Source organism: Rhizobium sp. WSM1328 (genome assembly GCF_057653715.1).
Map to the genome: position 1 here is coordinate 1,033,231 of NZ_CM172788.1, position 24,858 is coordinate 1,058,088.

Sequence of the window (24,858 nt, forward strand, 5' to 3'; positions counted from 1 at the left end):
CGCCTGTCGGATTCTCGGTTAGCCAGTCGTCTTCAGGGCAAAGCTATGGAGAACACGAATGACGATTACCATTACCGCCTTTGAACGGTCGCCCGATCGCGGCAGGGGCCTGGCCCGTGAAATGCGCGTTCGCTGGGCGCTCGAAGAAGTGGGCCAACCTTACGACGTTCGTCTTGTTTCGTTCAAAGAGATGAAGGAGCCCGCGCATCTGGCGCTGCAGCCATTCGGGCAGATCCCGACCTATGAGGAAGGCGATCTCACTTTGTTCGAGTCCGGCGCCATCGTCTTCCATATCGGCGAGCGCCATGCGGGCTTGCTGCCGGACGATGTGAATGCCCGGGCGCGCGCGCTCACATGGATGTTTGCCGCGCTCAACACGGTGGAACCACCGATCTTCGACCGCGCTCTCGTCATGATCCTCGAGCGCGACAAGCCTTGGTACGATCACCGCCTTTCTGCCCTCGAGGACAGCATCCGCAAACGGCTGATCGGCCTCTCCCACCGTCTTGGCGATGCCGACTGGCTCGATGGTGCGTTCAGCGCCGGCGACCTGCTGATGGTGTCGGTGCTGCTCAGGTTGAAAGGATCTGCCATACTGGAGGAATATTCGAACCTCTCCGCCTATGTCGCCCGGGCCGAGGCGCGGCCGGCATATAAGCGTGCTTTCGCCGCTCAGCTGGCGGTTTTCACCGCCGCATCGGCCGGCTAAATGAGGTCGGCTCTAGATATCATCCGGAATGCGCAGCGAGATCACGGTGCCGACCGCTTCGCGTGAGCGGATCTTCATGCGGCCGCCATGCAGCGAGGTCAGGGAGCGCGAGATGGCGAGCCCGAGGCCTGAGCCGCCCTTGCTTTTGGCATACTGGCTCTGCACCTGCTCGAAGGGCTGGCCGATCTTCGACAGCGCCGAGCGTGGAATGCCGATGCCGGTGTCGGCGATGGTGACGACGACGGCGCCGTCGACGCGGCGGGTGCGCACCGCGATGCGGCCGCCATTGTCGGTGAACTTCACCGCATTGGAGAGCAGGTTGAGCAGCACCTGTTTCATCGCCCGGCGGTCGGCCATCAGCGTCAGGCCGGAGCAGATGCGCTGTTCGATGACGATGTTCTTTTCAGCAGCGGGCATGGCGGTGAAGCGCAGGCTTTCCTCGATCAGCGGCACAAGATCGATGCGCTCGCAATGCAGCCTGACATGGCCGGCTTCGATCTTCGACATGTCGAGAATGTCGTTGATGACGTTGAGCAGATGTTTGCCGCTGTCATGGATATCGCGGGCATATTCGTCGTATTTCAGCGAGCCGAGCGGACCGAACATCTGGTTCTGCAGGATTTCCGAGAAGCCGAGGATGGCGTTGAGCGGCGTGCGCAGCTCATGCGACATGTTGGCCAGGAATTCCGATTTCGCCTTGTTGGCGGCCTCGGCGCGTTCTTTCTCCGCCTGGTAGTTGGAGTTGGCCGTCGAAAGCTCGGATTTCTGGATCTCCAGCGTCTGGCGCGAGGCGGACAGATCGCCGATCGTCGCCATCAGCCGGCGCTCGGATTCGCGCAGCCGCTCCTGGTGGCGTTTCATCAGTGTGATGTCGGTTCCGACCGAAACCCTGCCGCCGTCGCGGGTGCGCCGCTCGTTGATCTGCAGCCAGCGCTCGTCGGCAAGCTGCACCTCCGTCGTGCGCGAATAGCCGGAGCCGTCGGCATCGGAAATCCGCCGCTCGATGACAGGCCGGGCGGCGGCGGCATTGACGGTCGAACGCTCGGTGCCGGGCACGAGCACGCTGTCCGGCAGGCCATAGGCCTGCTGGAAATGCGTGTTGCACATGACCAGCCGATCGTTCTTGTCCCAGAGCACGAAGGCTTCCGAGGTGCATTCGATGGCGTCGGCCAGGCGCTGGTCGGCTTCTGCGTAGCGCTGGGCGAGCCGATGCTGTTCGGTCACGTCCATGGCGATGCCGATCAGGTGCATACGGCCGGAATTGCTGCGGATCACCTGGGCACGCGCCCGCATCCAGACATAGTGGCCGCCGGCATGGCGCATGCGGAAGATCTGATCGACCTGGCCGGAAGCGCCCTTGCCGATGGCGCGCGCGATCTCGTAGAGCCCGCCGTCATCGGGATGCATCAGTCGGGCGGCTTCGCCGAAACCCATCGTCTTGTCGGAACCCGGCAGGCCGAGCATGTCGTACATCGAGCGCGACCAGAAGAATTCGCGGTTCTCGAAATCGAAGTCCCAGAGGCCGCAACGGCCGCGCGACAGCGCCGTCTCGACGCGCAGGTTCGATTCCAGGAAGATGTCGTCGGCGTCGCGAGCGCGCTTCACCTGCGTATAATAGGCATAGAGGATGACGAGCAGGATAGAGGAGATGCCGGCAAACAGCGTCACGTTGAGCGCCAGTTCCTCACGCCAGAGCCGGCCGATCTCGTCGAGCGAGGTGGCGGCGACGATATAACCGCCGGCATTGCCCATCAGCGTGATCTCGGCATAGTGCGGCACGCCGCCGATCGTCGTTTCGATGACGCCGGCGCGATCGCCGAAGCGGCGGATCGCCGAGACCTCGGGGAAGAAGTCGCCGACATTGCTGCCAACATGCGAAAGCCCGGCGGTGGTCGCGGCAAAAACCTTGCCGCTTGCCTGCACGAGCAGCACGAAAGCGCCGCTGTCCAGCCGGTCCTGCGGCAGGTATTTGGCGAGGCGGGCCTGCGCCCCGGTGATATCGCCGCTGTCAAAGATGTCGGACGCATCGGCAAACACCGCAGAGGCGGTCGCCGCCGAAAGTGCGGTGGCATGGCGCGCCGAGGCCTCCAGCCGCCCATATTCGCTCATCATGCCGAAGAAATGCGAGGCGGCGACGACGGAGAGGAAGGCGACGATCAGCGCCGGGATGGCCCGCTTCAAGACCAGCTCGGCCTTCGGCAGATAACGCAGAAGTGGTTCCGATGTCGCATGGCCCGAAAGGCTGTCGCGCCAGGCATTGAGCCCGTCAAAATCGACACGCAGCCGTCCTCCGGCCACGGTTGCCCGCCGCACGTCCATCATCTCTTCGCCTTGTCCCTCATGTGATTCGCGCGCCGCTCGCTCGAACCTGACCTAGAGAATCATGGGTGATTCGCCTTGTCCAGAGGCAAAGGTAAAAATCCGTTAACTATTTATAATTTCGGGTTTTTCCAGATGATTCGAGGTGCTGGGCGACCGGCCGCCGAATTTCTCCTGATGGCCGGTCGAATCAAATTACCCCTTAAGCGTGCGCTCGACGATGTCGCGCACGTCGGTCGAAAGATCGGTGGCTCGCTCGATCTCGATCAGCGCCGAGCGGGCGTGATCGGCACGCACGGGTTCGAGCGAGCGCCAGGAGCGCATCGAGGTGAGAATGCGGGCGGCAAGCTGCGGGTTGCGCCCGTCGATATCGAGAATCTGATCCGAGAGGAAGTGATAGCCTTCGCCATCGGCGCGGCCGAATCCGGTGGGGTTGGCAAAGGCGAAGGTGCCGACCAGCGACCGCATCCGGTTCGGATTGGTGCGCTTGAAGAGCGGATCGTCCATCAGCGCGCGGACCCGTCCCAGGGTTTTTGCGCCCGGAATGCCGGCCTGGATCGCGAACCATTTGTCGATGACGAGCGCATTTTCCGCGAAGCGGTCACGGAAGGTGGCGAGCGCCTCGCTCGTCTCCGCGCTGTCGGGAAAACGATGGGCGAGGATGGTCAGCGCATGGCTGAGATCGGTCATATTGTTGGCCGCATCGAAGGCGGCCTTGGCGCGGGTCGGCGTCTCTTCGGCATGCGAGAGGTAGGTGAGGGCGCTATTGCGCAGCGCCCGCAGGCCGGCGCTCTTCGCATCCGGGTTGAAATCGCCTGATGTCGTCATCGCTGCGTAGAGGCCGGCAAAGACATCCTTTCCGGCATCGGCGATCTGTTTCAGGACCGCCTGCCGGCCGGCATGGATGGCATCGGGGTCATTGTTGCCGCCGAGTTCACGGGCGATATCGGATTCGCTCGGCAGAGCCAGCGCCTGGGCGCGGAAGGCGGGCTCGAGGCTCTCGTCGGCAGCGGCGGCAATCAGCGTCTCGACGAAGGTCGTCTCGCAGATCACAGGCTTGCCCTCGCGGGCGTCGCGTGCCGCTTTCAGCAGGTTCGGCAGCGCCAGATCGGTCAATGCCTGCCAGCGGGCAAAATGATCGGTCTCATGGCGGGCGAGATGGGCAAGATCGGCCGGGCTCTGATCGAAATGCAGGTTGATCGGCGCCGAGAAGCTGCGGTTGATCGAAACGACCGGCCGCGAGCCAACGCCATGGAACACGGCCGTCTGCGTGCGGCCGGTGAGATGCAGCACCTCGCCGGCATATTCCGCGCCGTCGACCGAGGTCGGCTCGATCTTGCCGCCGTTTTCGCCAAACAGCGCGAGGCTGAGCGGAATATGCATCGGCTCCTTGCTCGGCTGGCCGGGCGTTGCAGGGATCATCTGTTCGAGCGACAGGGTGAAGCTGCCGGCTGCCGCATCATAGCTGCCCGATGCGGTGACGAGCGGCGTGCCGGCCTGATGGTACCAGAGCGAAAATTGCGCGAGGTCGCGCCCGCTTGCATCCTCGAAGCATTTGACGAAATCCTCGATCGTCACGGCCTCACCGTCATGGCGGTCGAAATAGAGGTCCATGCCCTTCTTGAAGCCGTCCTTGCCGAGCAACGTCGCGATCATGCGCGTGACTTCGCTGCCCTTTTCGTAGACGGTCGTCGTGTAGAAATTGTTGATCTCGCGATATGTCGTCGGCCGCACCGGATGGGCGAGCGGGCCGCTATCTTCCGGGAACTGCTCCGATTTCAGGTGGCGCACTTCGGCGATGCGCTTGACGGCGCGCGAGCGCTGGTCGGAAGAGAATTCGTGGTCTCGATAGACCGTCAGGCCTTCCTTGAGGCACAGCTGGAACCAGTCGCGGCAGGTGATGCGGTTGCCGGTCCAGTTGTGAAAATATTCATGCGCGATGATCGTCTCGATATTGGCATAGTCGGCATCGGTGGCGATCTCGGGATCGGCAAGCACGTATTTGTCGTTGAAGACGTTGAGGCCCTTGTTCTCCATCGCGCCCATGTTGAAATCGGAGACGGCGACGATCATGAAGATGTCGAGATCGTATTCGCGGCCGAACCTCTCTTCGTCCCACTTCATCGAGCGTTTCAGCGCGTCCATGGCATAGGCTGCGCGCGGCTCCTTGCCGTGCTCGACATAGATCTTCAGCACCACCTCGCGACCGGACATGGTCGTGAACGTGTCTTCGACAACGCCGAGATCGCCAGCGACGAGCGCGAAGAGATAGCTCGGCTTCGGATGCGGATCGAACCAGGCGGCGAAATGTTTGCCGGGGCCGTAGCCGGCGCCGCCGAGGAAGTTGCCGTTCGACAAAAGCAGCGGGTTGGCGTCCTTGTCGGCGATGATGTTGACCGTGAACGGCGCAAGCACGTCGGGCCGGTCGGGGAAATAGGTGATGCGGCGGAAACCCTCCGCCTCGCACTGCGTGCAGTAGATGCCGCCGGTGCGGTAAAGGCCCATCAGCTTGGTGTTGGCCTCAGGGTTGATGACGGTGGTGATCGTCAGTTCGAAGGGCGCGCTCTCCGGCAGGTCGCGCACCGTCAGGCTTTCCGGTGCTGCGTCGTAACGCGAAGGGTCCAGCTCCACCTGGTCGAGCAGCAGCCCCGACAGCGTCAGTTCGTCGCCGTCGAGAACGATCGGCGCTGCCGGATCGGCGCCCGGGCGACGATGAAAGATCAGACGCGCCTCGACCTTTGTCTCAGTCGGGTCGAGTTCGAAGGTCAGGTCCACACGTTCCAGCACGAAGTCGGTGGGACGGTAATCTGCCAGATGAATGACCTGGCCGGTATCTGTTCGCATGGTGTTTCCTGAAGACCGTTATTTGATAACCGCGGAATACAGAGGCGGGCGCACTCTGCCATAAATTTTGCCGGGGATGATTACATTAAAGTCTGAACTAAACTTAAAGCAAATTGCCCGCGAACACCAAGTTCGCGGGCAAAATATCTTATTGGAAACGAATGAACGCAGCTGAGGGGAGAAAGTCTCTACTTCAGATTGAGCGCGGCCTTGATCGTTGCGTCGTTTTCCGTCTGCTGCACGACGACGCCGTACCAGCCGAGCCCGTCGTAATCCTCATAGCCGAGGGTGCGTGCGAAGGCGACGATTGAGCCGTTATTGTCGTAGTAGCTGCCTTTCGCCTGGCCGGACGGATTGGCGAGCGCGAAATGGGAAAAGAGCAAGGCGGGATTGGTGGTGGCGATCACCCGGCTCTTGCCGTCGAGCAGCATGACCGTCGTTCTTTCCGCCAGCTGCGGCGGCAGGTTGGCCTCTTTCTCGACGATCGCCTGGCCCTGGTTCTGCCAGTCGAAATAGACGCCGAGTGTGCCGACCAGCCGCCCGTCGAGCTTGCCCTCTTCGCGGATGCCTGTGGCATAGACGAGCGCATGCCTGTTCTCGTGCAGCGGGCTCGCTTTGACGTCGTCGACAATATACGCGTCGCCGGAGGAGCAGACCGACGCCGCGCGGAACCACGGATCGCCGGCAAGGCTCGTGCCTGCGATCTTGCGCTGGAACTTGGGATTGGCGGAGGCGATCACCTTGCCCGAGAGATCGGTCATGACGAGATCGAGATAGACGGTGTAGAAGCGGTTGATGGCGCCGAGACGCTCCGCCGCAAAGGCGACAGTCTCACGGGCCGGGTTCTGCAGCGCCTGCCAGAGCGCCGGATCCGTCGCCCACCAGCGCACATCGGCCGTACGCTCGAAGAGATTGCGGACGATGAGCTGCACCAGCGTCTGCGCCAGATCGGTGAGGCGAACGCCCTCCATCTCCTCGACCAGCGAATCGGCCATGGCGCGGCTGAGGCCGATGCGGCCAAGCACGTTGCTTTCAAACCTGCCGGTAATGTCGGTCGCGATCTGCGCCAGCCGCTGCACCTCGTTGGCAACGACCGCGAAGCCCTTTCCGGTCTCGCCGGCTCTGGCCGCCTCGATCAGCGCATTGATCGCCAGCAGCTTGATCTGCTTGACGATATGGGTGTTGTCGGCGCTGAAGCGCTCGAGGTCGGTGCTGATGCCGTCGGTGACGACGCGCATGGAGCGCGGGGTCGCATTCTGCGACTGGGCGATGGTTTCGGCGCTAAGCGGCTTCATCAAATGGGATCCTGAAAGGAGCGGGCAATTGTTTGTGCGGTGAAGAAAATTTCGAGATCAGCGATAAAAAACGATGCTTGCCTATGGTTTTCAATTGGTTAACGCCGAACGCCGGGAGATGAACATTTTGGGGGTGAATGACTCAAATAGGGAAATTTCAGCGCAGTGACGCGTATGCAGCACGGTTCATCCCGCGGCTGACGGCGATTCTGCGATTCTGCCATGTTGCTTGCGGTTTTTTCGCCAATCGGGTTTTTCTTTCGCTACGATGGATGACGTCACCTGCTGCGTTCCCGAGTCGAACGCGTCTCCCCGTTCCGGTTAAGTCAGTATCAAGAGCCAGGATCATGCACTCGGTTCTCAGAAACCCGATGAGAGGCATTGCGCTGAAAGTCTCGTCGGTCGTGGTCTTCCTGGCCATGCAGACCTTCATCAAGCTGGCGGGCTCAGACATCCCGCCGGGTCAGGTCACCTTCTGCAGGTCGTTCTTCGCGCTCTTCCCGATCATGGCCTATCTGGCCTATAACAGGCAGCTGCGCGCCGCCTTCTACACCGCCAATCCAATCGGTCATCTGAAGCGCGGCACGATCGGCATCTTGTCGATGGCTTTCGGTTTCTACGGCCTCCTGCATCTGCCGCTGCCCGAGGCGATCGCGCTCGGCTATGCGCTGCCGCTCGTCGCCGTCATCTTCGCTGCCGTTTTTCTCGGCGAGACCGTGCGCATCTATCGCTGGAGCGCCGTCCTGGTCGGCATCGTCGGCGTCGCCATCGTTTCCTGGCCGAAACTCACGCTGTTTCGCGACGGCGGCATGGAAGCAGACCAGGCCGTCGGTGCGCTCTGCGTGTTGTTCTCGGCCGTTCTCGGCGGCGTGGCGATGATCCAGGTGCGCCGGCTCGTCGAGGAAGAGAAGACTGCGACGATCGTGCTGTATTTCTCGATCACCGCCTCGGTCTTCTCGCTGGCTTCTCTTCCCTTTGGCTGGCTCATCCTGCCATGGCCGACGGCGCTCTATCTGATCGCCGCCGGCTTTTGCGGCGGCGTCGCGCAGATCCTGCTGACGGAAAGTTACCGCCATGCCGACGTCTCCACCATCGCACCGTTCGAATATACCTCGATCCTGCTCGGCGGCATCGTCGCCTACTTCGTCTTCGGCGACGTGCCGAGCGTGACCATGCTGATCGGCACCGTCATCGTCGTCGCCGCCGGCATCTTCATCATCTATCGCGAGCACCAACTGGGCATCGAGCAAAGAGAGGCGCGCAAGGCCACGACGCCGCAAGCCTGAGACCTGCAAGTGCATGTTATCAAGGTTTTAACGCGCCGATTGCAGTGGGTTGAGGATTGCGCTCAAAGAGTGAAAAGAATGGTGAATTCTTGGGATACCGTCGGCCTGTGGAATATGATTGTTGAACATGAGAGAGTATCATTTATTCCAAGCTGTGCATGTCTGAATGGCCGCTGATGCCGGAGGAGCTCTCGGGTGTCGTTGCTCCGAACGCTGGCCGGCGAGCGGAGGTGGAGAAAAGCATAATGGCATTCACAGCGGAGCAATTGGTGGGGAACTCTTCCTTTCTGATGAGCATTCGCTTTTTGGCTGGGCAGATGCGCGGCATGTTCGATGCCGGTCCGCGGCTGGCGCGATTGCTCGCTTCCCATCAACGCTGGCTTCTGACCCAGACTGCCTATGCCCTCAACCTGGAATATGATCCGCGCGACCCGACGTCGGGTTTCACCGCCGTGCGGCTGACCGGGCGCATTACCGCGCACAAGGTGGCGAGCCGCAACACCGTGCTCGCCTTCATCGAAGAACTCTATACCTACCGCTTCATAACCCACACGCCCGGCGACGAGCGGCGGCGGCCACGTCATTTCGAACCGGCCGACGTCAGCCATCAGGGAATGTTTGCCTGGCTTTTCTCCAATCTCGCCGCGCTCGACCTGCTCGACGGCGGTCAAAGGGCCGCCTTTCTCCAGGCAAATCCATCACTGATGCGGCTCATTCAGCCGCGCATTGCCCGCCATTGCATCGAAGATGCCGCCTGGCGCGAACCGCCGGAGCAGGTGGCGTTGTTCCTCTGGACGGAAGCCGGCGGCCTCGTCGTCGACAACTTCATCGGCCGGATGGATATGGAAAGCAGCGAGCCGGGGCGGCTGTCCGTCGGCCGTGTCGAAACCCGGGCTCTTGCTGCCGATTTCATGATGTCGCGCACGCACCTGCAGCGGCTGCTTGCAAAAGCGGCGCAACGCGGCTGCGTCGGCTGGTATGACGAGCCGCGCAAGACGCACCTTTGGATATCGCGGGATTTCGTCGAGGAATATTGCGCCTGGCAAGCCGTCAAGTTCGCCTATGTCGACGAAGCCTTCGAATGGGCGAAAGCCCAGATCGAGGAAATGGCCGTTTGATCAGAGAACGATCGCCGCTGTGCCTGCGCCATTGCGAGTTCCGGCATCGGCCGGCTTGACCGTGAGCTCGCGCTCATATTCCCGCGCGGCGCAGACCGCGACGCGGATGTGCTCGAAGGTTTCGATGTTGCGCAGAAGTGATATCAGGCTCGACATGTTGGGTACTCTTGACACGAAAGGGCAGGCGCAGGGCCTGCCGCTTAATATTGCTGGAAGTCCGAAAAAATGGCGTTCGGGCGCGCCGTACGGCTGTTGATGCCGGTGCCGCGGGCAATCATCTGTTCGTTCGTGGCAAAGCCGAAACGGCTGTAGCCTTGAGTAGAACGAACCTGGTCGCCGGCGAGGCGAAGGGTTTCAAACCCGCTATGGATAGGACGAAAACGTTTGTTCATGGCCTTGGTTCCTGTGATTCCTCCCAAGACACAGCTGATATTGCGATGCAGCATAGATTCCGCAATGCGTCACGACGGGATGCAGCCATGCGAAAAACGCATGGATTGATTCACAAATTATTCAACTTTGGCTAATTTCTAAGCAAAGAGAGGGACTTAAGCTTCGCTTGAAAGGCGAGCAGGTCGTTCCAGGCCAGCCGCTTGTTTACAGGTGCGGTTAACAGATCCTGCGGATGCAGGCTGGCTATGGCAGGAATGACACAGTCCGCAGCCGCAATCTCCTTCCAACGGCCGCGTAGGCCGTGAATCGTATCGTTTTCGCCGAAGAAGAAACGCGCCGAAAAATTGCCGAGCAGCAGGATCGCTTTCGGTTCGGCAAGCGCGATCTGCCGCTCGATGAAGGGTCGGCAGATGTCCATTTCCGCCGCCGAGGGCGCACGATTGCCAGGCGGCCGCCAGGGGATGACCTGCGTCAACAGAATGGTTGAGCGCGTCAGCCCGATCGCCGCCAGCATCTTGTCGAACAGCTGACCGGATTTTCCGGAGAAGGGCAAACCCTCGCGATCGTCTTCGGCGCTCGGCGCCGAGCCGATTACCATGATCCCGCTTTCGGTATCGCCGCTGGCAAAGATGGTCGAGCGGGCGCTGTGCTTGAGGTTGCAGCCGTTGAAGGTTTCGATCGCGGTCTTGAGCTCGACGAGCGATCGCGCGGTTTCGGCGACGAAGCGCGCCTGCTGCACCGCCTCGCCATCCGGGATTGCCGGTTGCGGACCTGACGCTGCGCGTTCGGCAGGCGCTGGGCGGGCTGCGGCGTTCGGGCGCGCCGGTGACTGACCTGGGGCAGGGCGTTCCCCAGCGGCGGGACGTTGCTGCTGCGCCTGTGCCGCCGGCCGGCGGGCGGCCTTCATTGCCTCGAACTCGGCGAAGCGGTCGATCGCCTCTTCCTCCAGCAGCCATTCCACGCCGGCATCGGCATGGAAATGCAGAAGCGCTGCGAGCTCGGCTGGGGAAAGGTCGTTGGCGGAGATCATGTGGGCAAGCTTAGCGGAGTGACACTGGCATTGAAAGGGCGGGCAGCCGATTGCCCGCCCTTGCCGGCTCTATTGCACAGTCCATTGCGCGATGTCGTCGCGTTCGCCGATCAGCGCCAGGCCATGGGCGATTGACAGCAGTTCGCCGCCGCTTTCGATCCGATCGCGCTCGAAGCGTTCGGTGAAGATGCGGCGCACCGCCGGCACGAAAGAGGTGCCGCCGGTCAAGAACACCTTGTCGATCTCCGACGGTTTCGTCTCGGTCTTGTCGAGCACGTCGTCGAGCGCGCCTTCGATGCGGGCAAGATCATCGGCGATCCAGCCTTCGAAGTCGCTGCGCTTGATGCTGCGATGTCCACCGCGGCCGAGCGGTGCGAAATCGAAAGGCGCCTCCTCGGATGCCGAGAGCGCCATCTTCGTCGCCGACACCGCCTGATAAAGCGGGTAGCCCTCGTCGTGGTCGATGAGGTCGATGAAGATTTCGAGCTTTTCCGGTTCCAGGCTGGTGCGAACCAGCTTCTTCAGATCCTCGAATTCTCGCGTCGTCTTGAAGATCGACAGCTGGTTCCAGCGGCCGAAGCTGGAATAGTAATTGGACGGCACTTCAAGAATCTTGTCGAAGCTTTTGAAATGGCTGCCCTTGCCGATCAGCGGCGCGACGATGTTGTCGATCATCCTGTAGTCGAAATGGTCGCCGGCGACGCCGACGCCGGAATGGCCGATCGGCATTGCCGTCAGCTTGCCGGCGACGGTCTCGAAGCGGATCAGCGAATAGTCGGTCGTGCCGCCGCCGAAATCCGCGACCAGCACGGTGGCATCCCGCTTCAGGTTCTGCGCGAAGTAGAAGGCGGCGGCAACCGGCTCATAGACATAGTGGATCTCGGGAAAGCCGAAGCGCGACAGCGCCTCATTGTAGCGTTCGGTCGCCAGCGCCGGATCGGGGCTGGCGCCGGCAAAATGCACCGGCCGGCCGGTGACGATGCGGCTGACGTCTGAAGGCCAGTTGTCGCCGGCGTAGTTGCGCAGGCGCCGCACGAAGACCTCCATCAGATCCTCGAAATTATGCCGCTTGGCAAAGATCAGCGTGCCCTGGAACAGCGCGCTTGCCGCAAAGGTCTTGATCGACTGCAGGAAGCGACATTCGCCGGGATTGTCGATGAATTGGCGGATCGCCGCATGGCCCGCTTCCACCTTCAGCGCCGATGCGCCGAGCTGGGCATCCTTCATGAAGGAAAGCGCCGTGCGCATGCTGTCTGCCGTACCCTCCGTGCTCGTGAACGCCATCGAGCGCGTCGCCCCGCCATCCGCCGTGGCGAGAACCGTATTCGTCGTGCCGAAGTCGAAACCCAGCGCCTGAGCCATGCCCGCACCTCTTCATGCCGATTGTTATTGGAGACGGAGCATCGCTCCGCGAAAGGGCGTAAGCACGCCCCGAAATCAGGAGGGCGGGTGATGCCACAGGGGCGTGACACATTCAAGAGGATTGAAGGCGCATATGTCGAGCAGGCATCCTTCTCCTCCCGCCAGGGAGAAGAAGGATGCCGCAGGGCAGATCAGCCATGAAGGTTCAACAGTCCGCCGTTATTCGGCGGCCATCGCCCTTGCCTCGTGCAGCTCCGGCTCCTCGACCTTCTTGTGGCCGATCAGGCGGCCGAGGAAATTGCCGAAGCGGTCCATCTCGACGAAGATGACCGGGGTGATGAAGAGCGTCAGCATCTGCGAGACGATCAGGCCGCCGACGACGGCGATGCCGAGCGGTTGACGCAGTTCCGAGCTTGCGCCGGTGCCGAGCGCGATCGGCAGGGCGCCAAGCAGGGCACAGAAGGTCGTCATCATGATCGGCCGGAAGCGTCGCACGCAGGCTTCGTGGATCGCCGCCGTCGCCTTCTCGCCCGTCGTGCGCATGGTCTCCACCGCCACGTCGATCATCATGATCGCGTTCTTCTTGACAATGCCGATCAGCATCAAGAGGCCGATCAGGGCGATGATCGACAGGTCGAAGCCCATGATCTTCAATGCCAGCAGCGCACCGAATGCCGCGGCCGGAAGGCCGGACAGGATGGTGAGCGGGTGGATGAAGCTTTCATAGAGCACGCCGAGCACGACATAAATGGTCAGCACCGCCGCCAGGATCAGATAGGGCGTATTGCCCTGCGATTGCTCGAAGATTTGCGCCGTACCGCCGTAGGATGTGAAGACGTCTGCCGGCACGCTGATGTCCTTCTTGATCTGGTCGATCGCTGCCGTGGCGTCGCTGAGCGAGACGCCTTCCGGCAGGTTGAAGGAAACGGTGGTCGAGACCAGCTGGCCCGTCTGGTTGATGGTGACCGGGCCTGTGGTGCGTTGGACATGCGCGAAGTTCGAAAGCGGCACCAGGCTGCCATTGGCCGAGGCGACACGGATCTCCGAGAGCTTCTGGTCGTCCCAGGGTTTGCTGGTGTCGTATTCGACGATGACGTCATAGCTGTCGCCGGTCGACTGGATTTCCGCAGCGGAATATCCGCTGAAGGATTCCTGCAGCGTCGTGCGCAGCGTGTCGTTGTCGATCCCGTAGGCGGCTGCCCGCTCGGTATCGATGACGATATTGGCCTGCAGGGCGTTGTTCTGGGCGTCCGAGGTCACGTCGGTGAACAGCCGGTCCTTGCGCATCGCCGCCTGGATCTTGCCGGCCCAGAGGTTGGTCTGGTCGACGTTCAGCGCCTGCACGACCAGCTGATACTGGCTGGCGGTCTGGCGGCCGCCGAAGCGCAGGCTCTGGTTCGGCGTCACGAAGGCCTGCAAGCCGGGGATCTTGTTGATCGCCGTGCGCAGTTCGCGCAGCGTCTGGTCAAGCGGCGCACGCTGCTTCTTGTCCTTGAGTTCGACGAACATCGAGCCATTGTTCTGCGGCTTGTTGGGGTTGCCGCCGATCGTCGACATCACATGGTTGACCGCCGGGTTCGCTTTCACGACGGCGGCCGCCTGCTGCTGCAGCGCCGACATCGCGGAATAGGAAATGTCCTGCCGGGCCTGCGTGCTGATCGTCAGGCGGCCGATATCCTCCTGTGGGAAGAAGCTCGTTGGCAGCGTCATGAAGAAATAGATTGTCAGCGCGACCGAGGCGAGGAAAACGCCGAGGATCGTTGGGCGGTGGCGAAGGCACCAGCCGACAGCCCTGTCGTAGCCGCGCAGCGTCCGTTCGAAGCCGGCATCGAAGATGCGGATGATGAGCGGCGGGCGGCTCTGGTGGTTCGACAGGCGCGAGGCGAGCATCGGCGTCACGGTTAGCGAGACGATTGCCGAGGAGATGATGGCGATGGCGACCACCATGCCGAATTCGTTGAACACGCGGCCGACAACACCGCCCATCAGCAGGATCGGGATGAAGACCGCGATCAGCGAAACCGACATGGAAATGATGGTGTAGCTGACTTCGCCCGCACCCTTGATCGCCGCTTCCCGCACCGGCATGCCTTCCTCGACATGTCGCAGGATGTTCTCGAGCATGACGATGGCGTCATCCACCACGAGCCCCACCGCGAGCGTTAGCCCGAGCAGCGAGATGTTGTCGATACTATAGCCGAGCACATACATCATGCCGAAGGTCGAGATCAGCGACAGAGGAACGGCAAGGCCGGGAATGATCGTTGCGGTCGCATGGCCGGTAAAGAGGTAGATGACGAGAACGACGAGGCCGATCGTCAGGAGCAGCGTGAACTTCACATCGGAGATGGCATCGCGAATCGGCTTTGCGGCGTCGTTCATGACGACCGTGTTGACCGAGGGTGGGATTTCGGCGTGAAGCTGCGGCAGCTTGGCGTTGATCGCATCGACGACATCGACGGTGTTGGCGTCCGGCTGGCGCTGGATGGCGAGGATGATGCCACGCTGGCCGTCATACCAGCTGCCGGTATACTGGTTCTCGACGCTGTCCTGCACGTCGGCAATATCGCCGAGGTGGATCGGCGCACCGTTCGGATTGGCAATGACCAGCGAACGGAACTGCTCGGCGCTGGTGCTCTGCGTGTTCGCCGTGATGGTCATGCTCTGCGAATTGTTCTGCAGTGTTCCCACGGGCTGCTGGCTGTTGGCGGCAGCAAGCGCCTTGTTGACGGTGTCGATGCCGATGCCGCGGGTCAGCAGTTTGTTGGGATCGACCTCGACGCGGACGGCATAGGTCTGTGCACCGTAGACGCTGACCTGGGCGACGCCGGGAAGTGTGGAAAGCGACGGCGAGATGATGTTCTCGGCGATGTCGTCAAGCTTGCTGCGCGGCATGGTGTTGCTCTGCACCGAGAGCAGCATGACGGGCGCATCGGCCGGGTTTGTCTTGCGATAACTCGGCGGCGTCGTCAGATTGTCGGGCAGTTGCCGGGTGGCATGCGAGATCGCCGCCTGCACGTCGGCTGCAGCCGCATCGATATTACGACTGAGGTCGAACTGCAGCACGATGCTGGTGCTGCCGAGCGAGCTGGAGGCGCTGATTTCGGTGATCCCGGGAATGGTCTCGAACTGCTTGATCAGCGGTGTCGAAACCGAGGTTGCCATCGTCTGCGGCGAGGCGCCACTCAACTGCGCCGAAACGTTGATCGTGGGAAAATCGACCTGCGGCAGGGCCGCGACCGGCACGAGCTGATAACCGGCAAGACCGGCCAGAATGACGCCGATGGCAAGCAGCGTCGTCGCGACGGGGCGCTGGATACAAAAATTCGGGATCATTGCTGAGCTCCCACCGCGATCGTCTCGGACGGCTGCTGTTGCCGAGGCTCTTCGGCGGAGGCGACATCAAGCGCCTTTTCGTCGAATTGCTCGTTGATCGCCTGCTGGTCGCTGAGCTGGCCCTGGCCCTCGACGACGACGTGATCGCCTGCCTGAAGGCCCGATTCTATGGCGGTGAAGCCGCCATTTGCACGGGCAACGGTGACGGCCGTCAGATGCGATTTGCCGTCCTTGGCGACGAAGGCGAAGAATCCCTCCGGACCGGGGCTGACGGCAACCGTCGGCACCACCACCTGCTGTTCGTCATTGTTGAAATGCACGACGATGTTGACTGACTGGCCGGGCCAGAGCGCACCGGAGGCATTCTCGAATTTCGCCTTGGCGAGGATCGTGCCCGAGGCCGTATCGACCGTGTTGTCGTAGAAGCTGATTTCGCCCTTTCGCACTTGCCCCTTGGTGGAATTGGGGGCGGTGCTGACCTCGACCGGACCGGCTGCCAAGGCACTCTTCAGCTCCCGCAGATAGCGTTCCTGCAGGTGGAATTTCACATAGATCGGATCGTATTTCGCGATGGTGACGATTGCCGCCCCGGCACTGAGGAAAGCCCCCTTGCTGACAACGATATCGCCGAGCCGGCCGTCGAAGGGAGCGCGGATATCGGTGTGCTCGAGCAAGATCTGATCGGAGGCCAGCGACGCCTTGTCGGCGTCAACAGTGGCTGCAGCGGTATCGCGGGCGGCGACTGCCTGGTCGAGGCTCTGCTGGGTGCCGGCCTTCTGGTTGAAGAGATCCTGCGCACGCGTCAATGCGGTCGCGGCTTCCGAAAGGGTTGCCGCGTCGCGCACGATCATCGCATTGTCCTTGTCGACCGTCGCCTTGGCCGTCCGATCGTCCAGCTTGGCGATCAGGTCGCCGGCTTTGACGGTCGCCCCGTCCTGCGCATCGATGCTGACGATCAGGCCCTGTTCCTGTGCGGCAATGGTCGTATTGTCATCGGCATCGGCCCAGCCGGTCGCCGTCACGTCCATCGGCAGTGTCGTTTTCACGGCTGCGACTGTTTTAACGACGGTCGGGCCGCCGCCACCGCGTCTGCGCCCGCCGCCCTGATGTTGCCCACCATCCTGCCCCTGATCGGCCTGTGCCTGCTGCCCGCCGCCATTACCGCCGGCCGGCTGCTTGATGAACTGCGAGAGGTAGGGAATGCGGGAGGCATTAGGGACCAGATTCCCGAATTGCCAGACGCCGACGGCGGCAATTGCGATAACGCTGACGGTGATCCAAAATTTCTTCATGGGCGATACCGGACTTTGGGCAAGGTTGCGGGGGCAAGGTTGCGAATTTTATGCCCCGATTGAGCCACTTATATTGCGGCGCAAAAAAGACATAATTCCCGGCGGGTAATCACTAAGTGGTTATAATGGCTTAAATTTTTGTAATGAATATTCCGTAATATTCAAACTATACTAATATAGAGCCAGTGTAGCCGGTGCCGTCTGACGGCGGCGGCGAGGGTGGTTCGCGGGGCGACGATTTCGGCCCGTAAGCCGACCGTCGCCCGGGAGGAAAAACTAGAGAAGGCAGGTCGTCATGACTGAGTTGGACGCCAGCGAATTTCGCTCTCTCATAACAAGTGTGTTTCCTGAGCTCACGGCCTCCGTCTTCAAGCTGGCGGCAAAAGGCTGGGATTCGCTTGCCGTCGACGTCGATGACACGCTGATCTTCAAGTTTCCCCGCAATCTCGGCGCAGAAAGAGCGCTTCAGAAGGAAGCCGCCTTGCTCGAGATCGTTCGGCCGTCGCTGTCGATGGCGGTTCCCGACATGCGCATTCACGACGGGCCGCCGATCTTCTCCAGCCATGCCAAGCTCGACGGCGAACATCTCATTGTCGAAGATTACGATGCGCTTGGCGAAAGCGATCGTCAGCACCTCGCGGAAGATCTCGCGCGTTTTTACGCCGAGCTGCATGTGCTCGATGCCGATCGCATGCGGTCGGCCGGTGCCGGGGCGATCCAGCCATGGCAATCGCCCGAGACGGTGCGAACAAAGGCTTTGGCGCTGCTGCCGCCTGACATCCGGAGCTTTGCGCAGGTGATCATTTTCGATTTCGAAGCCTTGCCGCCCGATCCCTATGGCAAGATCTACGGCTTCTTCGACGGTCATGGTTGGAACATGGCCTTCGACCACGCGCAAAGGCGGCTGAACGGCATTTATGATTTCGCCGATTCAGGTTTTGGCCCCTTGCACCAGGAATTCATCTACTCGAATTTCATCTCGCCCGATCTGACCGCCCGCATCGTATCGGCCTATGAAATGCTGACCGGACGCAGGCTCGACCGGCGGCGCATTGCGATCCTGACCGGCTTCCATCGTCTGTCCGAGCTCGCCGAACTTGCGGACGATCCGGCGAACGTCGAACAGATGATCCGAAGTGTGGCGACATGGGCGGCGTCGGCCCGCGTCGGCTGAGAGGGAATGCTCAGACGGACCGCGCCGCGCCGCCGTCGCAGCGGATGAGCGAGCCGGTGATATAGCTTGCCGGCTGGCTGCACAGGAAGGCCGCGGTTGCGGCGAATTCCTCGACCCTGCCGTAGCGGCCGACCGGAATGCGCGCCTCCTTGTCGGTGCGGATCTCCTCGAGGCTCTTGCCGGTCCGCTTTGCCGCAGCCCCGTCGAGATCGTCGAGCCGCGCCGTCAGGATGCTGCCCGGCAGGAGCAGGTTGGTGGTGACGCCGAAGCCCGCCACTTCGGAGGCAAGCGTCTTGCTCCAGCCGGCAAGGGCAGGGCGCAGCGTATTCGACAACGCCAGATTGGCGATCGGTTCGATCACGCCGGATGAGGCAACCGTCAGGATGCGGCCCCAGCCCTGCGCCTTCATGCCGGGCAGCAGCGCATTGGTGAGCGTGATCACGCGCGCGACCATGGAGAGGAAATAGATTTCGAGCTTTTCGCCCGTCATGTCCTCCGTCGTGCCGGGTGTCGGCCCGCCGGTATTGTTGACCAGGATATCGAGCCCGCCGAACTTTTCCTTTACCGCCGTCGTCACCATCTCGACGAAGCGTTCGTCCCCGAGATCGGCCCAGATCCAGTCGGCCCGGCCTTTGCCTTCGCCATTGATCGCTTTGCAATTGGCCTCCAACTGTTCGCCGCTGCGCCCGCAGAGCAGCACGTTCGCGCCCTCACGCGCCAGCGCCACGGCGATGCCGAGGCCGAGACCACGCGAGGAGGCGAGGACGAGTGCCCGTTTGCCCTTGATGCCGAGATCCATGATTGTTCTCCGATAGCTTTGAGCGATGTATAAGGCGCAAGCGGCGGAAAAGGAAAGGGCATGTCAGCGGTTTGATGGCACTTGAAAATTGACGTTGACGTAAACGATATGTAATTCTGCCGCGCGAGGCGTTATCATTGTGCGAATTGGAAGATTGGCTGTCGTATCCCGGCTCGACAATGCTTTCTCGTTTTGACAAGAAAGTGCCATGACGGGATGACGGCCGCGTGCCGCCAAGCGGAGACGAGTGAATGACCGAGACGACTGAGCTGCCCGAACGCGAAAGCATGGAATTCGACGTTGTGATCGTGGGCGCCGGTCCTGCCGGTCTTGCGGCGGCGATCCGGTTGAAACAGGTCAACCCGGAACTGTCGGTCGTCGTGCTGGAGAAGGGCGCGGAAGTCGGCGCGCATATCCTCTCGGGCGCCGTCGTCGATCCGATCGGCATCGACCGGCTGCTGCCCGGCTGGCGCGGCGAGGCCGATCATCCCTTCAAGACCAAAGTCAGCGCCGATCACTTCCTGCTGCTCGGTCCGGCCGGCTCCGTTCGCCTGCCGAATGTGCTGATGCCGCCGCTGATGAACAATCACGGAAACTACATCGTCTCGCTTGGGCTCGTCTGTCGCTGGCTGGCGACCAAGGCCGAAGAACTCGGCGTCGAGATCTATCCGGGCTTTGCCGCAACCGAAGTGCTCTACAATGACGAAGGTGCGGTGATCGGTGTCGCCACCGGCGACATGGGTATCGAGAAGAACGGCGAGCCCGGCCCGAACTATACCCGCGGCATGGAACTGCTCGGCAAATATGTGCTGATCGGCGAAGGCGTGCGTGGCTCGCTCGCCAAGCAGCTGATTGCCAAGTTCGATCTGCAGAAAGACCGTGAACCGCAAAAATTCGGCATCGGCATCAAGGAGCTCTGGCAGGTCAAGCCCGAGAACCACAGGCCGGGCCTCGTGCAGCACTCCTTCGGCTGGCCGCTCGGCATGAAGGCCGGCGGCGGCTCCTTCCTCTATCACCTGGAAGACAATCTGGTGGCCGTCGGCTTCGTCGTCCACCTCAATTACAAGAACCCCTATCTCTATCCCTTCGAGGAATTCCAGCGCTTCAAGACCCATCCGGCGATCCGCACCACCTTCGAGGGCGGCAAGCGCCTGTCCTATGGGGCGCGTGCCATCACCGAGGGCGGCTACCAGTCGGTGCCGAAGCTTTCCTTCCCCGGCGGGGCGCTGATCGGCTGTTCGGCCGGTCTCGTCAACGTGCCGCGCATCAAGGGCAGCCACAATGCGGTGCTGTCGGGCATGCTGGCGGCCGAGAAGATCGCCGCGGCGATTGTATCAGGCCGCAGCCATGACGAAGTGACCGAGATCGAGAACGAATGGCGCAAGGGCGACATCGGCCGCGATTTGAAGCGCGTCCGCAACGTAAAGCCGCTGTGGTCGAAGTTCGGCACCGCGCTTGGTGTGGCGCTCGGCGGCTTCGACATGTGGACCAACACGCTGTTCGGCTTTTCCGTCTTTGGCACGCTGAAGCATGGCAAGACCGATGCCCAATCGCTTGAGCCGGCCTCGCAGCACAAGCCGATCGTCTATCCGAAGCCCGATGGCGTCTTGACCTTCGACCGGCTGTCCTCGGTGTTCCTGTCGAACACCAATCACGAGGAAGACCAGCCGGTGCATCTGCAGGTCAAGGACATGAACCTGCAGAAGTCGTCCGAGCATGACATCTATGCCGGCCCGTCGACGCGTTACTGTCCCGCCGGCGTTTATGAATGGGTGGAAAAGGACGGCAAGGATGTCTTCGTCATCAACGCCCAGAACTGCGTGCACTGCAAGACCTGCGACATCAAGGACCCCAACCAGAACATCAACTGGGTACCGCCGCAGGGCGGCGAGGGGCCCGTCTATCCGAATATGTGAGGCGGATTATCCCCACCGCGACAATTCTTGCGTGCTGACGCCTTCGTGATCGCCTTCTGCCGGAGGCTGTTAGCCGTTCGTTAACCATAATTTCCTTAGCTTGCGACATCAAGTTGACGCACTAAGGACACATTCATGACGATCTCCCGCCGGGGCTTTCTGATCGCTCTGCCGCTTTTCGTGGCCGGCTGCTCTTCGACCGGTCTAAACAGCCAGACGAATTATGCCGCACTTCCGGACGAAAAATTCCCGTTGAAGCAGGTGCCGATCGACAAGATCAAGCCGGAGCTCCGCCGCCAGGAAGTGGCCTACGAAACCACGCATGCTGCCGGCACCGTGATCGTCGATACACCTGCGCGCCGCGCCTATTACGTCCTCGGCGGCGGCAGGGCAGTACGTTATGGCGTTGGTGTCGGCCGCGAGGGGCTGGCCTTTGCCGGCAACGCCTATATCGGCCGCAAGGCCGAATGGCCGAGCTGGACACCCACCGAAAACATGCAGCGCCGCGAAGAGCGCTATCGCAAGCTCGCCGGCGGCATGCCGGGCGGCCCGAACAACCCGCTCGGCGCGCGGGCGATGTATCTTTACCGCGGCGGCGGCGACACGCATTTCCGCATTCATGGCACCAACCAGCCGCAATCGATTGGTCTCGCCATGTCGAGCGGCTGTGTCCGTATGATGAACCACGATGTGATCGACCTCTATAGCCGCGTCGAAGTCGGCGCCAGGGTCGTCGTTATCCAGGCCTGAAGTGCCCGTTCGACACTCGGTAAGGACGCCGTCTCCATTGAAAAAGCCGCCGCAGCGAAGGCTGCAGGCGGCTTTCCATTTGCTGTTGGGGCTGGATTTCAGCGGCGTGGCGTGGCGATACCTGTTGACAGCGCCACGCCGATGCCGGTGATCACGGCGGCGCTGATTTCCGTCATGCCGATTGCTTCGCCAAGCAGCAAGCCGCCGCCAAGCGTCGCGAGAACCGGCGTCAGCGCCGTGAAGGCGGCAGCCTGTGTTCCGCCGAGTGTTCTGACGGCGGTGCCGTAGGCGACCATGGCGACGAGGCCGGAAAGAACGCCCTGGCTTAGCACCTGCAGGCCGATCTCCGGGAGAGTAGCCTCTGGCAGCGAGATGCCGAAGACGAGGGCAAGCGCGCCCATGATCAGGAAGGACCAGACGGCGATCAGGGCGCTTGCCTGTACGGCGGTCAGACCGGAGCGGCGGAAGGCATGCGTATAGCTTGCCCAGAGAATGGCGCCGGCCGGCAGCAGCACGAAGCTCGTCCATGGCAGCGAGGCGTCTGCAAGGCTGCGCGTGAGCAGGATCAGCACGCCGGCAACGATTGCGATAAGCCCGGCGATGCGTGTGCCGTCAGGTCTTTCGCGAAACAGCGCAATCCCGATCAGCGCCGCGGCGAGCGGCATCGAGCCGCCGAGCAGAATCCCCGAAGAGGCCGCCGGCGTGGAATGGATTGCCAGCGTGGTCAGCAGGAAGAAGACAGCGCCCGAACCGGACACCATGATCGCCAGCAGGTGAAGCGGCAGGCCCTTCGGCAGCAGTCCCGTCTTCAGCCAGACAGGCGAAAGCACCAGCGCCGGAATTCCGAAGCGGATCAGCCCGATATCGATCGAGCCGAGGGGCGTTGCGGCGCTGTGGCGGGTGACAAGAAACCATGTCGCCCAGATCAGCACGGTAATGGTGCCGCCGGCATAACCCAGTACCTGCGATGGCGACTTGTCGTTCGTGAAAGCAATGGTGGTCATCGTCCTGTCCTTTCTTTCATCCGGAGCCTGTCCGGTTGAAGAGAAGACTAGCGCCAGAGGTCAGGGCATGTCCTTGCTATCTATGGCTAAAAAATCATGCTATGCGCAATCTTCTGCCAATTGATGTCGGCGGGGGTCGCGAAAATGCCAAATCTCGATAAATTCGATATTGCCATCCTGAAGTGCCTGCAGGAGGATGCACGGGCCACAAATGTCGAGATCGCCGAGAAGGTGAACCTTTCGCCGTCGCCCTGCCTGCGCCGCATCCGCAATCTCGAACGGTCCGGGATCATCCGCGGTTACACGGCAGATATCGATCGCAAGGAGGTCGGTCTCGGCCTCACCGTCTTCGTCGAATTCAAGGTCGTCCAGCACAGCCGCGAAAATTCCGAGGCGCAGCAGAAGGCGCTGCTCGCCATCCCCGAGATCGTCTCCTGTTTCCTGATCTCAGGCACGGCCGATTTCCTCGCCGAAGTGGTGGTGGAGGATCTCGCCGCCTACGAACGGCTTCTGACGGAAACGCTGTTGACCCTGCCGAATGTCAGCGACATCCGCTCGAACTTCGCCATCCGCAGCATGAAGACGCATGGGCCGTTGAAGTTGCCCGAGGGAAAATAATTTCCCTCGGGCATTATTGCGGGTTAGAGCAGCGTCCCGCTGAGGATGAGCAGCGCCACCGAGAAGTAGATGACGAGCCCGGTGACATCGACCAGCGTGGCGACGAAGGGGGCCGAGGCGCTGGCCGGATCGAGCCGGAGCTTCTGCAGCACGAAGGGCAGCATCGAACCGCAGATCGAACCGAAGGTGACGATCCCGATCAGGGCGGCAAACACCGTAACGGCGACCATCTGCCAGTGCGGGCCGTAATCGTAAAGCCCGGCCGACTGCCAGAAGACGATGCGGATGAAGCCGACGAGGCCGAGGATCGCGCCGAGCACGACGCCGGTCGGCAGTTCGCGCAAAAGCACCTTCCACCAGTCCGAGAGCTTCAGCTCGCCGAGCGCCAGCGCCCGGATGATCAGCGAGGTCGCCTGCGAACCGGAATTGCCGCCCGAGCTCATGATCAGCGGGATGAACAGCGTCAGCACCACGGCCTTTTCCAGCTCGCCTTCGAAATGCTGCATGGCGCTTGCCGTCAGCATCTCGCCGAGGAAGAGCGCAGCGAGCCAGCCGGCGCGCTTGCGGATCATGCCGGCGAAGCTGATCTTCATGTAGGGCTGGCCGAGCGCCTCCATGCCGCCGAACCTCTGGGCCGCTTCCGTCGTGTCTGATATCATCGTGTCGATCACGTCGTCGACAGTGACGATGCCGAGTATTTGCCCCTGTTCGTCGATGACGGGCAGGGCAAGCAGGTCGTGCTTGCGGATCAGCCGGGCGACATCCTCCTGCTTCATCAGCGGATCGGCCGAAACCGGCGCGCCCTTCTGTGCCACGGAAAGGATCGAAGCGTCCGGCTCGCCGGTGATGAGGCGACGCAGCGTCACCACATGCAGCAGCGCATGGCTGACCCCATCCAGCACATAGATGGCGTAGACGGTCTCGCGCGAGCGTTCGACCTGGCGCACATGGTCGAGTGTGCGGGCGACGGTCCAGCTGTCAGGCACACTGACGAACTCCGTCGTCATGATGCCGCCGGCCGTGCGCGGCGGATAGCCCATCAGGTGCTGGATCGCGATGCGCACCGGTTCGTCGAGGCTGGAGAACAGCCGGGCGCGGGTCTCGCCGTCGAGTTCGAGCAGCACGTCGGCGACGCGGTCGTTCGACATGCCGTGCAGCAGCCGGGCGGCATCCTCGGCGCTGATCAGCGCAAGGATCTGTGCGGCGTTGCGAAGCTCCGGCCGGTCGAGGATGTTGACCGCATAGTCCAGCGGCATGCCGCATAGAACACGCCCGGCGTCCTGGACGCTCAGCGCGTTCAACGCTTCGACGCGTTCGGCGATCGTTGCGCCGCGGCTGTTGTTGATGAAGGCACGGGCGGCATGGCCTGCCCGAAGAGGGAAGCGATTGATATTCATTTGAGGCTCGCCTTTCCGTCGATCCGCCGTAGCGTCCGATCAGGCGAGCCGACAGGCGTCGGTCAGCGCACGAGGGTCGCGTACGGCAAAGGCAATCGACTGCTACTGTCGCTTGGCATCGTTATGATGGCTCCGTTGAAATCCGTGGTCGACGAGTGTCATCCACGTGAATGCTAGGTGGTCCCGAACGCGGAAAAAGTCAAGCGGGGTAAATGC

At 61.9% G+C, this 24,858-nt stretch carries 19 protein-coding genes; 7 read left to right on the top strand and 12 right to left on the bottom strand.

Annotated elements, in window-relative coordinates:
- Positions 1-58 precede the first annotated feature (58 nt).
- On the top strand, positions 59-709 hold the full coding sequence (locus AC2444_RS05305) for a glutathione S-transferase family protein (protein WP_012756721.1): 651 nt from the start codon (positions 59-61) through the stop codon (positions 707-709).
- Between the two features lie 12 nt (positions 710-721).
- Here AC2444_RS05305 and AC2444_RS05310 read toward each other — a convergent pair whose 3' ends face one another.
- From AC2444_RS05310 to AC2444_RS05320, 3 genes are all read right to left on the bottom strand, one after another.
- The gene (locus AC2444_RS05310) at positions 722-3,031 is read right to left on the bottom strand and encodes a PAS domain-containing sensor histidine kinase (protein ID WP_012756722.1); all 2,310 of its coding nucleotides are present in this window, start codon (positions 3,029-3,031) and stop codon (positions 722-724) included.
- A 192-nt stretch (positions 3,032-3,223) separates the two neighbouring features.
- Positions 3,224-5,872 (bottom strand): aminopeptidase N, encoded by a 2,649-nt coding sequence (gene pepN / locus AC2444_RS05315; RefSeq protein WP_012756723.1) that lies wholly within the window; start codon positions 5,870-5,872, stop codon positions 3,224-3,226.
- A 188-nt stretch (positions 5,873-6,060) separates the two neighbouring features.
- On the bottom strand, positions 6,061-7,167 hold the full coding sequence (locus AC2444_RS05320) for a methyl-accepting chemotaxis protein (protein ID WP_012756724.1): 1,107 nt from the start codon (positions 7,165-7,167) through the stop codon (positions 6,061-6,063).
- Positions 7,168-7,514: 347 nt separating this feature from the next.
- Here AC2444_RS05320 and AC2444_RS05325 point away from each other — a divergent pair, with 347 nt between their 5' ends.
- Positions 7,515-8,453, top strand: coding sequence for a DMT family transporter (locus AC2444_RS05325; protein WP_012756725.1), 939 nt, complete (start codon positions 7,515-7,517; stop codon positions 8,451-8,453).
- A gap of 245 nt (positions 8,454-8,698) precedes the next feature.
- The gene (locus AC2444_RS05330; protein WP_012756726.1) at positions 8,699-9,571 is read left to right on the top strand and encodes a hypothetical protein; all 873 of its coding nucleotides are present in this window, start codon (positions 8,699-8,701) and stop codon (positions 9,569-9,571) included.
- On the opposite strand, the gene AC2444_RS05335 is transcribed toward AC2444_RS05330, so the two are convergent.
- The 6 genes from AC2444_RS05335 to AC2444_RS05360 all read right to left on the bottom strand — a co-directional run bounded on the left by AC2444_RS05335 (position 9,572) and on the right by AC2444_RS05360 (position 16,984).
- Positions 9,572-9,727 (bottom strand): hypothetical protein, encoded by a 156-nt coding sequence (locus AC2444_RS05335; RefSeq protein WP_012756727.1) that lies wholly within the window; start codon positions 9,725-9,727, stop codon positions 9,572-9,574.
- A 44-nt stretch (positions 9,728-9,771) separates the two neighbouring features.
- A complete protein-coding gene (locus tag AC2444_RS05340) occupies positions 9,772-9,963 on the bottom strand; it encodes a hypothetical protein (protein ID WP_003546802.1) in 192 nt (63 codons plus the stop codon).
- Positions 9,964-10,094: 131 nt separating this feature from the next.
- Complete coding sequence (locus AC2444_RS05345) at positions 10,095-10,994, bottom strand: uracil-DNA glycosylase (RefSeq protein ID WP_012756728.1); 900 nt, start codon at positions 10,992-10,994, stop codon at positions 10,095-10,097.
- Between the two features lie 69 nt (positions 10,995-11,063).
- Positions 11,064-12,356, bottom strand: coding sequence for an Hsp70 family protein (locus tag AC2444_RS05350; protein WP_012756729.1), 1,293 nt, complete (start codon positions 12,354-12,356; stop codon positions 11,064-11,066).
- 219 nt (positions 12,357-12,575) lie between these two features.
- The gene (locus tag AC2444_RS05355) at positions 12,576-15,692 is read right to left on the bottom strand and encodes an efflux RND transporter permease subunit (protein ID WP_012756730.1); all 3,117 of its coding nucleotides are present in this window, start codon (positions 15,690-15,692) and stop codon (positions 12,576-12,578) included.
- Positions 15,689-16,984, bottom strand: coding sequence for an efflux RND transporter periplasmic adaptor subunit (locus tag AC2444_RS05360; protein WP_012756731.1), 1,296 nt, complete (start codon positions 16,982-16,984; stop codon positions 15,689-15,691). Before AC2444_RS05360 ends, AC2444_RS05355 begins: the two co-directional genes overlap by 4 nt.
- 295 nt (positions 16,985-17,279) lie before the next feature.
- Here AC2444_RS05360 and AC2444_RS05365 point away from each other — a divergent pair, with 295 nt between their 5' ends.
- Positions 17,280-18,158: a phosphotransferase family protein gene (locus AC2444_RS05365; protein WP_012756732.1), complete on the top strand. Its 879-nt coding sequence runs from the start codon at positions 17,280-17,282 to the stop codon at positions 18,156-18,158.
- Positions 18,159-18,168: 10 nt separating this feature from the next.
- On the opposite strand, the gene AC2444_RS05370 is transcribed toward AC2444_RS05365, so the two are convergent.
- Positions 18,169-18,957 (bottom strand): SDR family oxidoreductase, encoded by a 789-nt coding sequence (locus AC2444_RS05370; RefSeq protein ID WP_012756733.1) that lies wholly within the window; start codon positions 18,955-18,957, stop codon positions 18,169-18,171.
- 251 nt (positions 18,958-19,208) lie between these two features.
- Between AC2444_RS05370 and AC2444_RS05375 the strand changes: the two genes are divergently transcribed.
- Entirely contained in the window at positions 19,209-20,873 is a 1,665-nt protein-coding gene (locus AC2444_RS05375) for an electron transfer flavoprotein-ubiquinone oxidoreductase (RefSeq protein WP_012756734.1), read from the top strand.
- 135 nt (positions 20,874-21,008) lie between these two features.
- Entirely contained in the window at positions 21,009-21,623 is a 615-nt protein-coding gene (locus AC2444_RS05380; protein ID WP_012756735.1) for a L,D-transpeptidase, read from the top strand.
- Between the two features lie 98 nt (positions 21,624-21,721).
- Here AC2444_RS05380 and AC2444_RS05385 read toward each other — a convergent pair whose 3' ends face one another.
- Positions 21,722-22,627, bottom strand: a complete 906-nt coding sequence (locus AC2444_RS05385; protein WP_012756736.1) for a DMT family transporter — start codon at positions 22,625-22,627, stop codon at positions 21,722-21,724.
- A 96-nt stretch (positions 22,628-22,723) separates the two neighbouring features.
- Here AC2444_RS05385 and AC2444_RS05390 point away from each other — a divergent pair, with 96 nt between their 5' ends.
- Positions 22,724-23,245, top strand: a complete 522-nt coding sequence (locus AC2444_RS05390; protein ID WP_017993465.1) for an Lrp/AsnC family transcriptional regulator — start codon at positions 22,724-22,726, stop codon at positions 23,243-23,245.
- Positions 23,246-23,268: 23 nt separating this feature from the next.
- Here the strand turns inward: AC2444_RS05390 and mgtE are convergent, their stop codons facing one another.
- On the bottom strand, positions 23,269-24,642 hold the full coding sequence (gene mgtE, locus AC2444_RS05395) for a magnesium transporter (RefSeq protein WP_012756737.1): 1,374 nt from the start codon (positions 24,640-24,642) through the stop codon (positions 23,269-23,271).
- Between the last annotated feature and the right edge of the window lie 216 nt (positions 24,643-24,858).

Bases quoted from the DNA above. Each gene is read 5' to 3' on its own strand.
- AC2444_RS05305 (WP_012756721.1), top strand. From the start codon at position 59: ATGACGATTACCATTACCGCCTTTGAACGGTCGCCCGATCGCGGCAGG.
- AC2444_RS05310 (WP_012756722.1), bottom strand. From the start codon at position 3,031: ATGATGGACGTGCGGCGGGCAACCGTGGCCGGAGGACGGCTGCGTGTC.
- pepN (WP_012756723.1), bottom strand. From the start codon at position 5,872: ATGCGAACAGATACCGGCCAGGTCATTCATCTGGCAGATTACCGTCCC.
- AC2444_RS05320 (WP_012756724.1), bottom strand. From the start codon at position 7,167: ATGAAGCCGCTTAGCGCCGAAACCATCGCCCAGTCGCAGAATGCGACC.
- AC2444_RS05325 (WP_012756725.1), top strand. From the start codon at position 7,515: ATGCACTCGGTTCTCAGAAACCCGATGAGAGGCATTGCGCTGAAAGTC.
- AC2444_RS05330 (WP_012756726.1), top strand. From the start codon at position 8,699: ATGGCATTCACAGCGGAGCAATTGGTGGGGAACTCTTCCTTTCTGATG.
- AC2444_RS05335 (WP_012756727.1), bottom strand. From the start codon at position 9,727: ATGTCGAGCCTGATATCACTTCTGCGCAACATCGAAACCTTCGAGCAC.
- AC2444_RS05340 (WP_003546802.1), bottom strand. From the start codon at position 9,963: ATGAACAAACGTTTTCGTCCTATCCATAGCGGGTTTGAAACCCTTCGC.
- AC2444_RS05345 (WP_012756728.1), bottom strand. From the start codon at position 10,994: ATGATCTCCGCCAACGACCTTTCCCCAGCCGAGCTCGCAGCGCTTCTG.
- AC2444_RS05350 (WP_012756729.1), bottom strand. From the start codon at position 12,356: ATGGCTCAGGCGCTGGGTTTCGACTTCGGCACGACGAATACGGTTCTC.
- AC2444_RS05355 (WP_012756730.1), bottom strand. From the start codon at position 15,692: ATGATCCCGAATTTTTGTATCCAGCGCCCCGTCGCGACGACGCTGCTT.
- AC2444_RS05360 (WP_012756731.1), bottom strand. From the start codon at position 16,984: ATGAAGAAATTTTGGATCACCGTCAGCGTTATCGCAATTGCCGCCGTC.
- AC2444_RS05365 (WP_012756732.1), top strand. From the start codon at position 17,280: ATGACTGAGTTGGACGCCAGCGAATTTCGCTCTCTCATAACAAGTGTG.
- AC2444_RS05370 (WP_012756733.1), bottom strand. From the start codon at position 18,957: ATGGATCTCGGCATCAAGGGCAAACGGGCACTCGTCCTCGCCTCCTCG.
- AC2444_RS05375 (WP_012756734.1), top strand. From the start codon at position 19,209: ATGACCGAGACGACTGAGCTGCCCGAACGCGAAAGCATGGAATTCGAC.
- AC2444_RS05380 (WP_012756735.1), top strand. From the start codon at position 21,009: ATGACGATCTCCCGCCGGGGCTTTCTGATCGCTCTGCCGCTTTTCGTG.
- AC2444_RS05385 (WP_012756736.1), bottom strand. From the start codon at position 22,627: ATGACCACCATTGCTTTCACGAACGACAAGTCGCCATCGCAGGTACTG.
- AC2444_RS05390 (WP_017993465.1), top strand. From the start codon at position 22,724: ATGCTATGCGCAATCTTCTGCCAATTGATGTCGGCGGGGGTCGCGAAA.
- mgtE (WP_012756737.1), bottom strand. From the start codon at position 24,642: ATGAATATCAATCGCTTCCCTCTTCGGGCAGGCCATGCCGCCCGTGCC.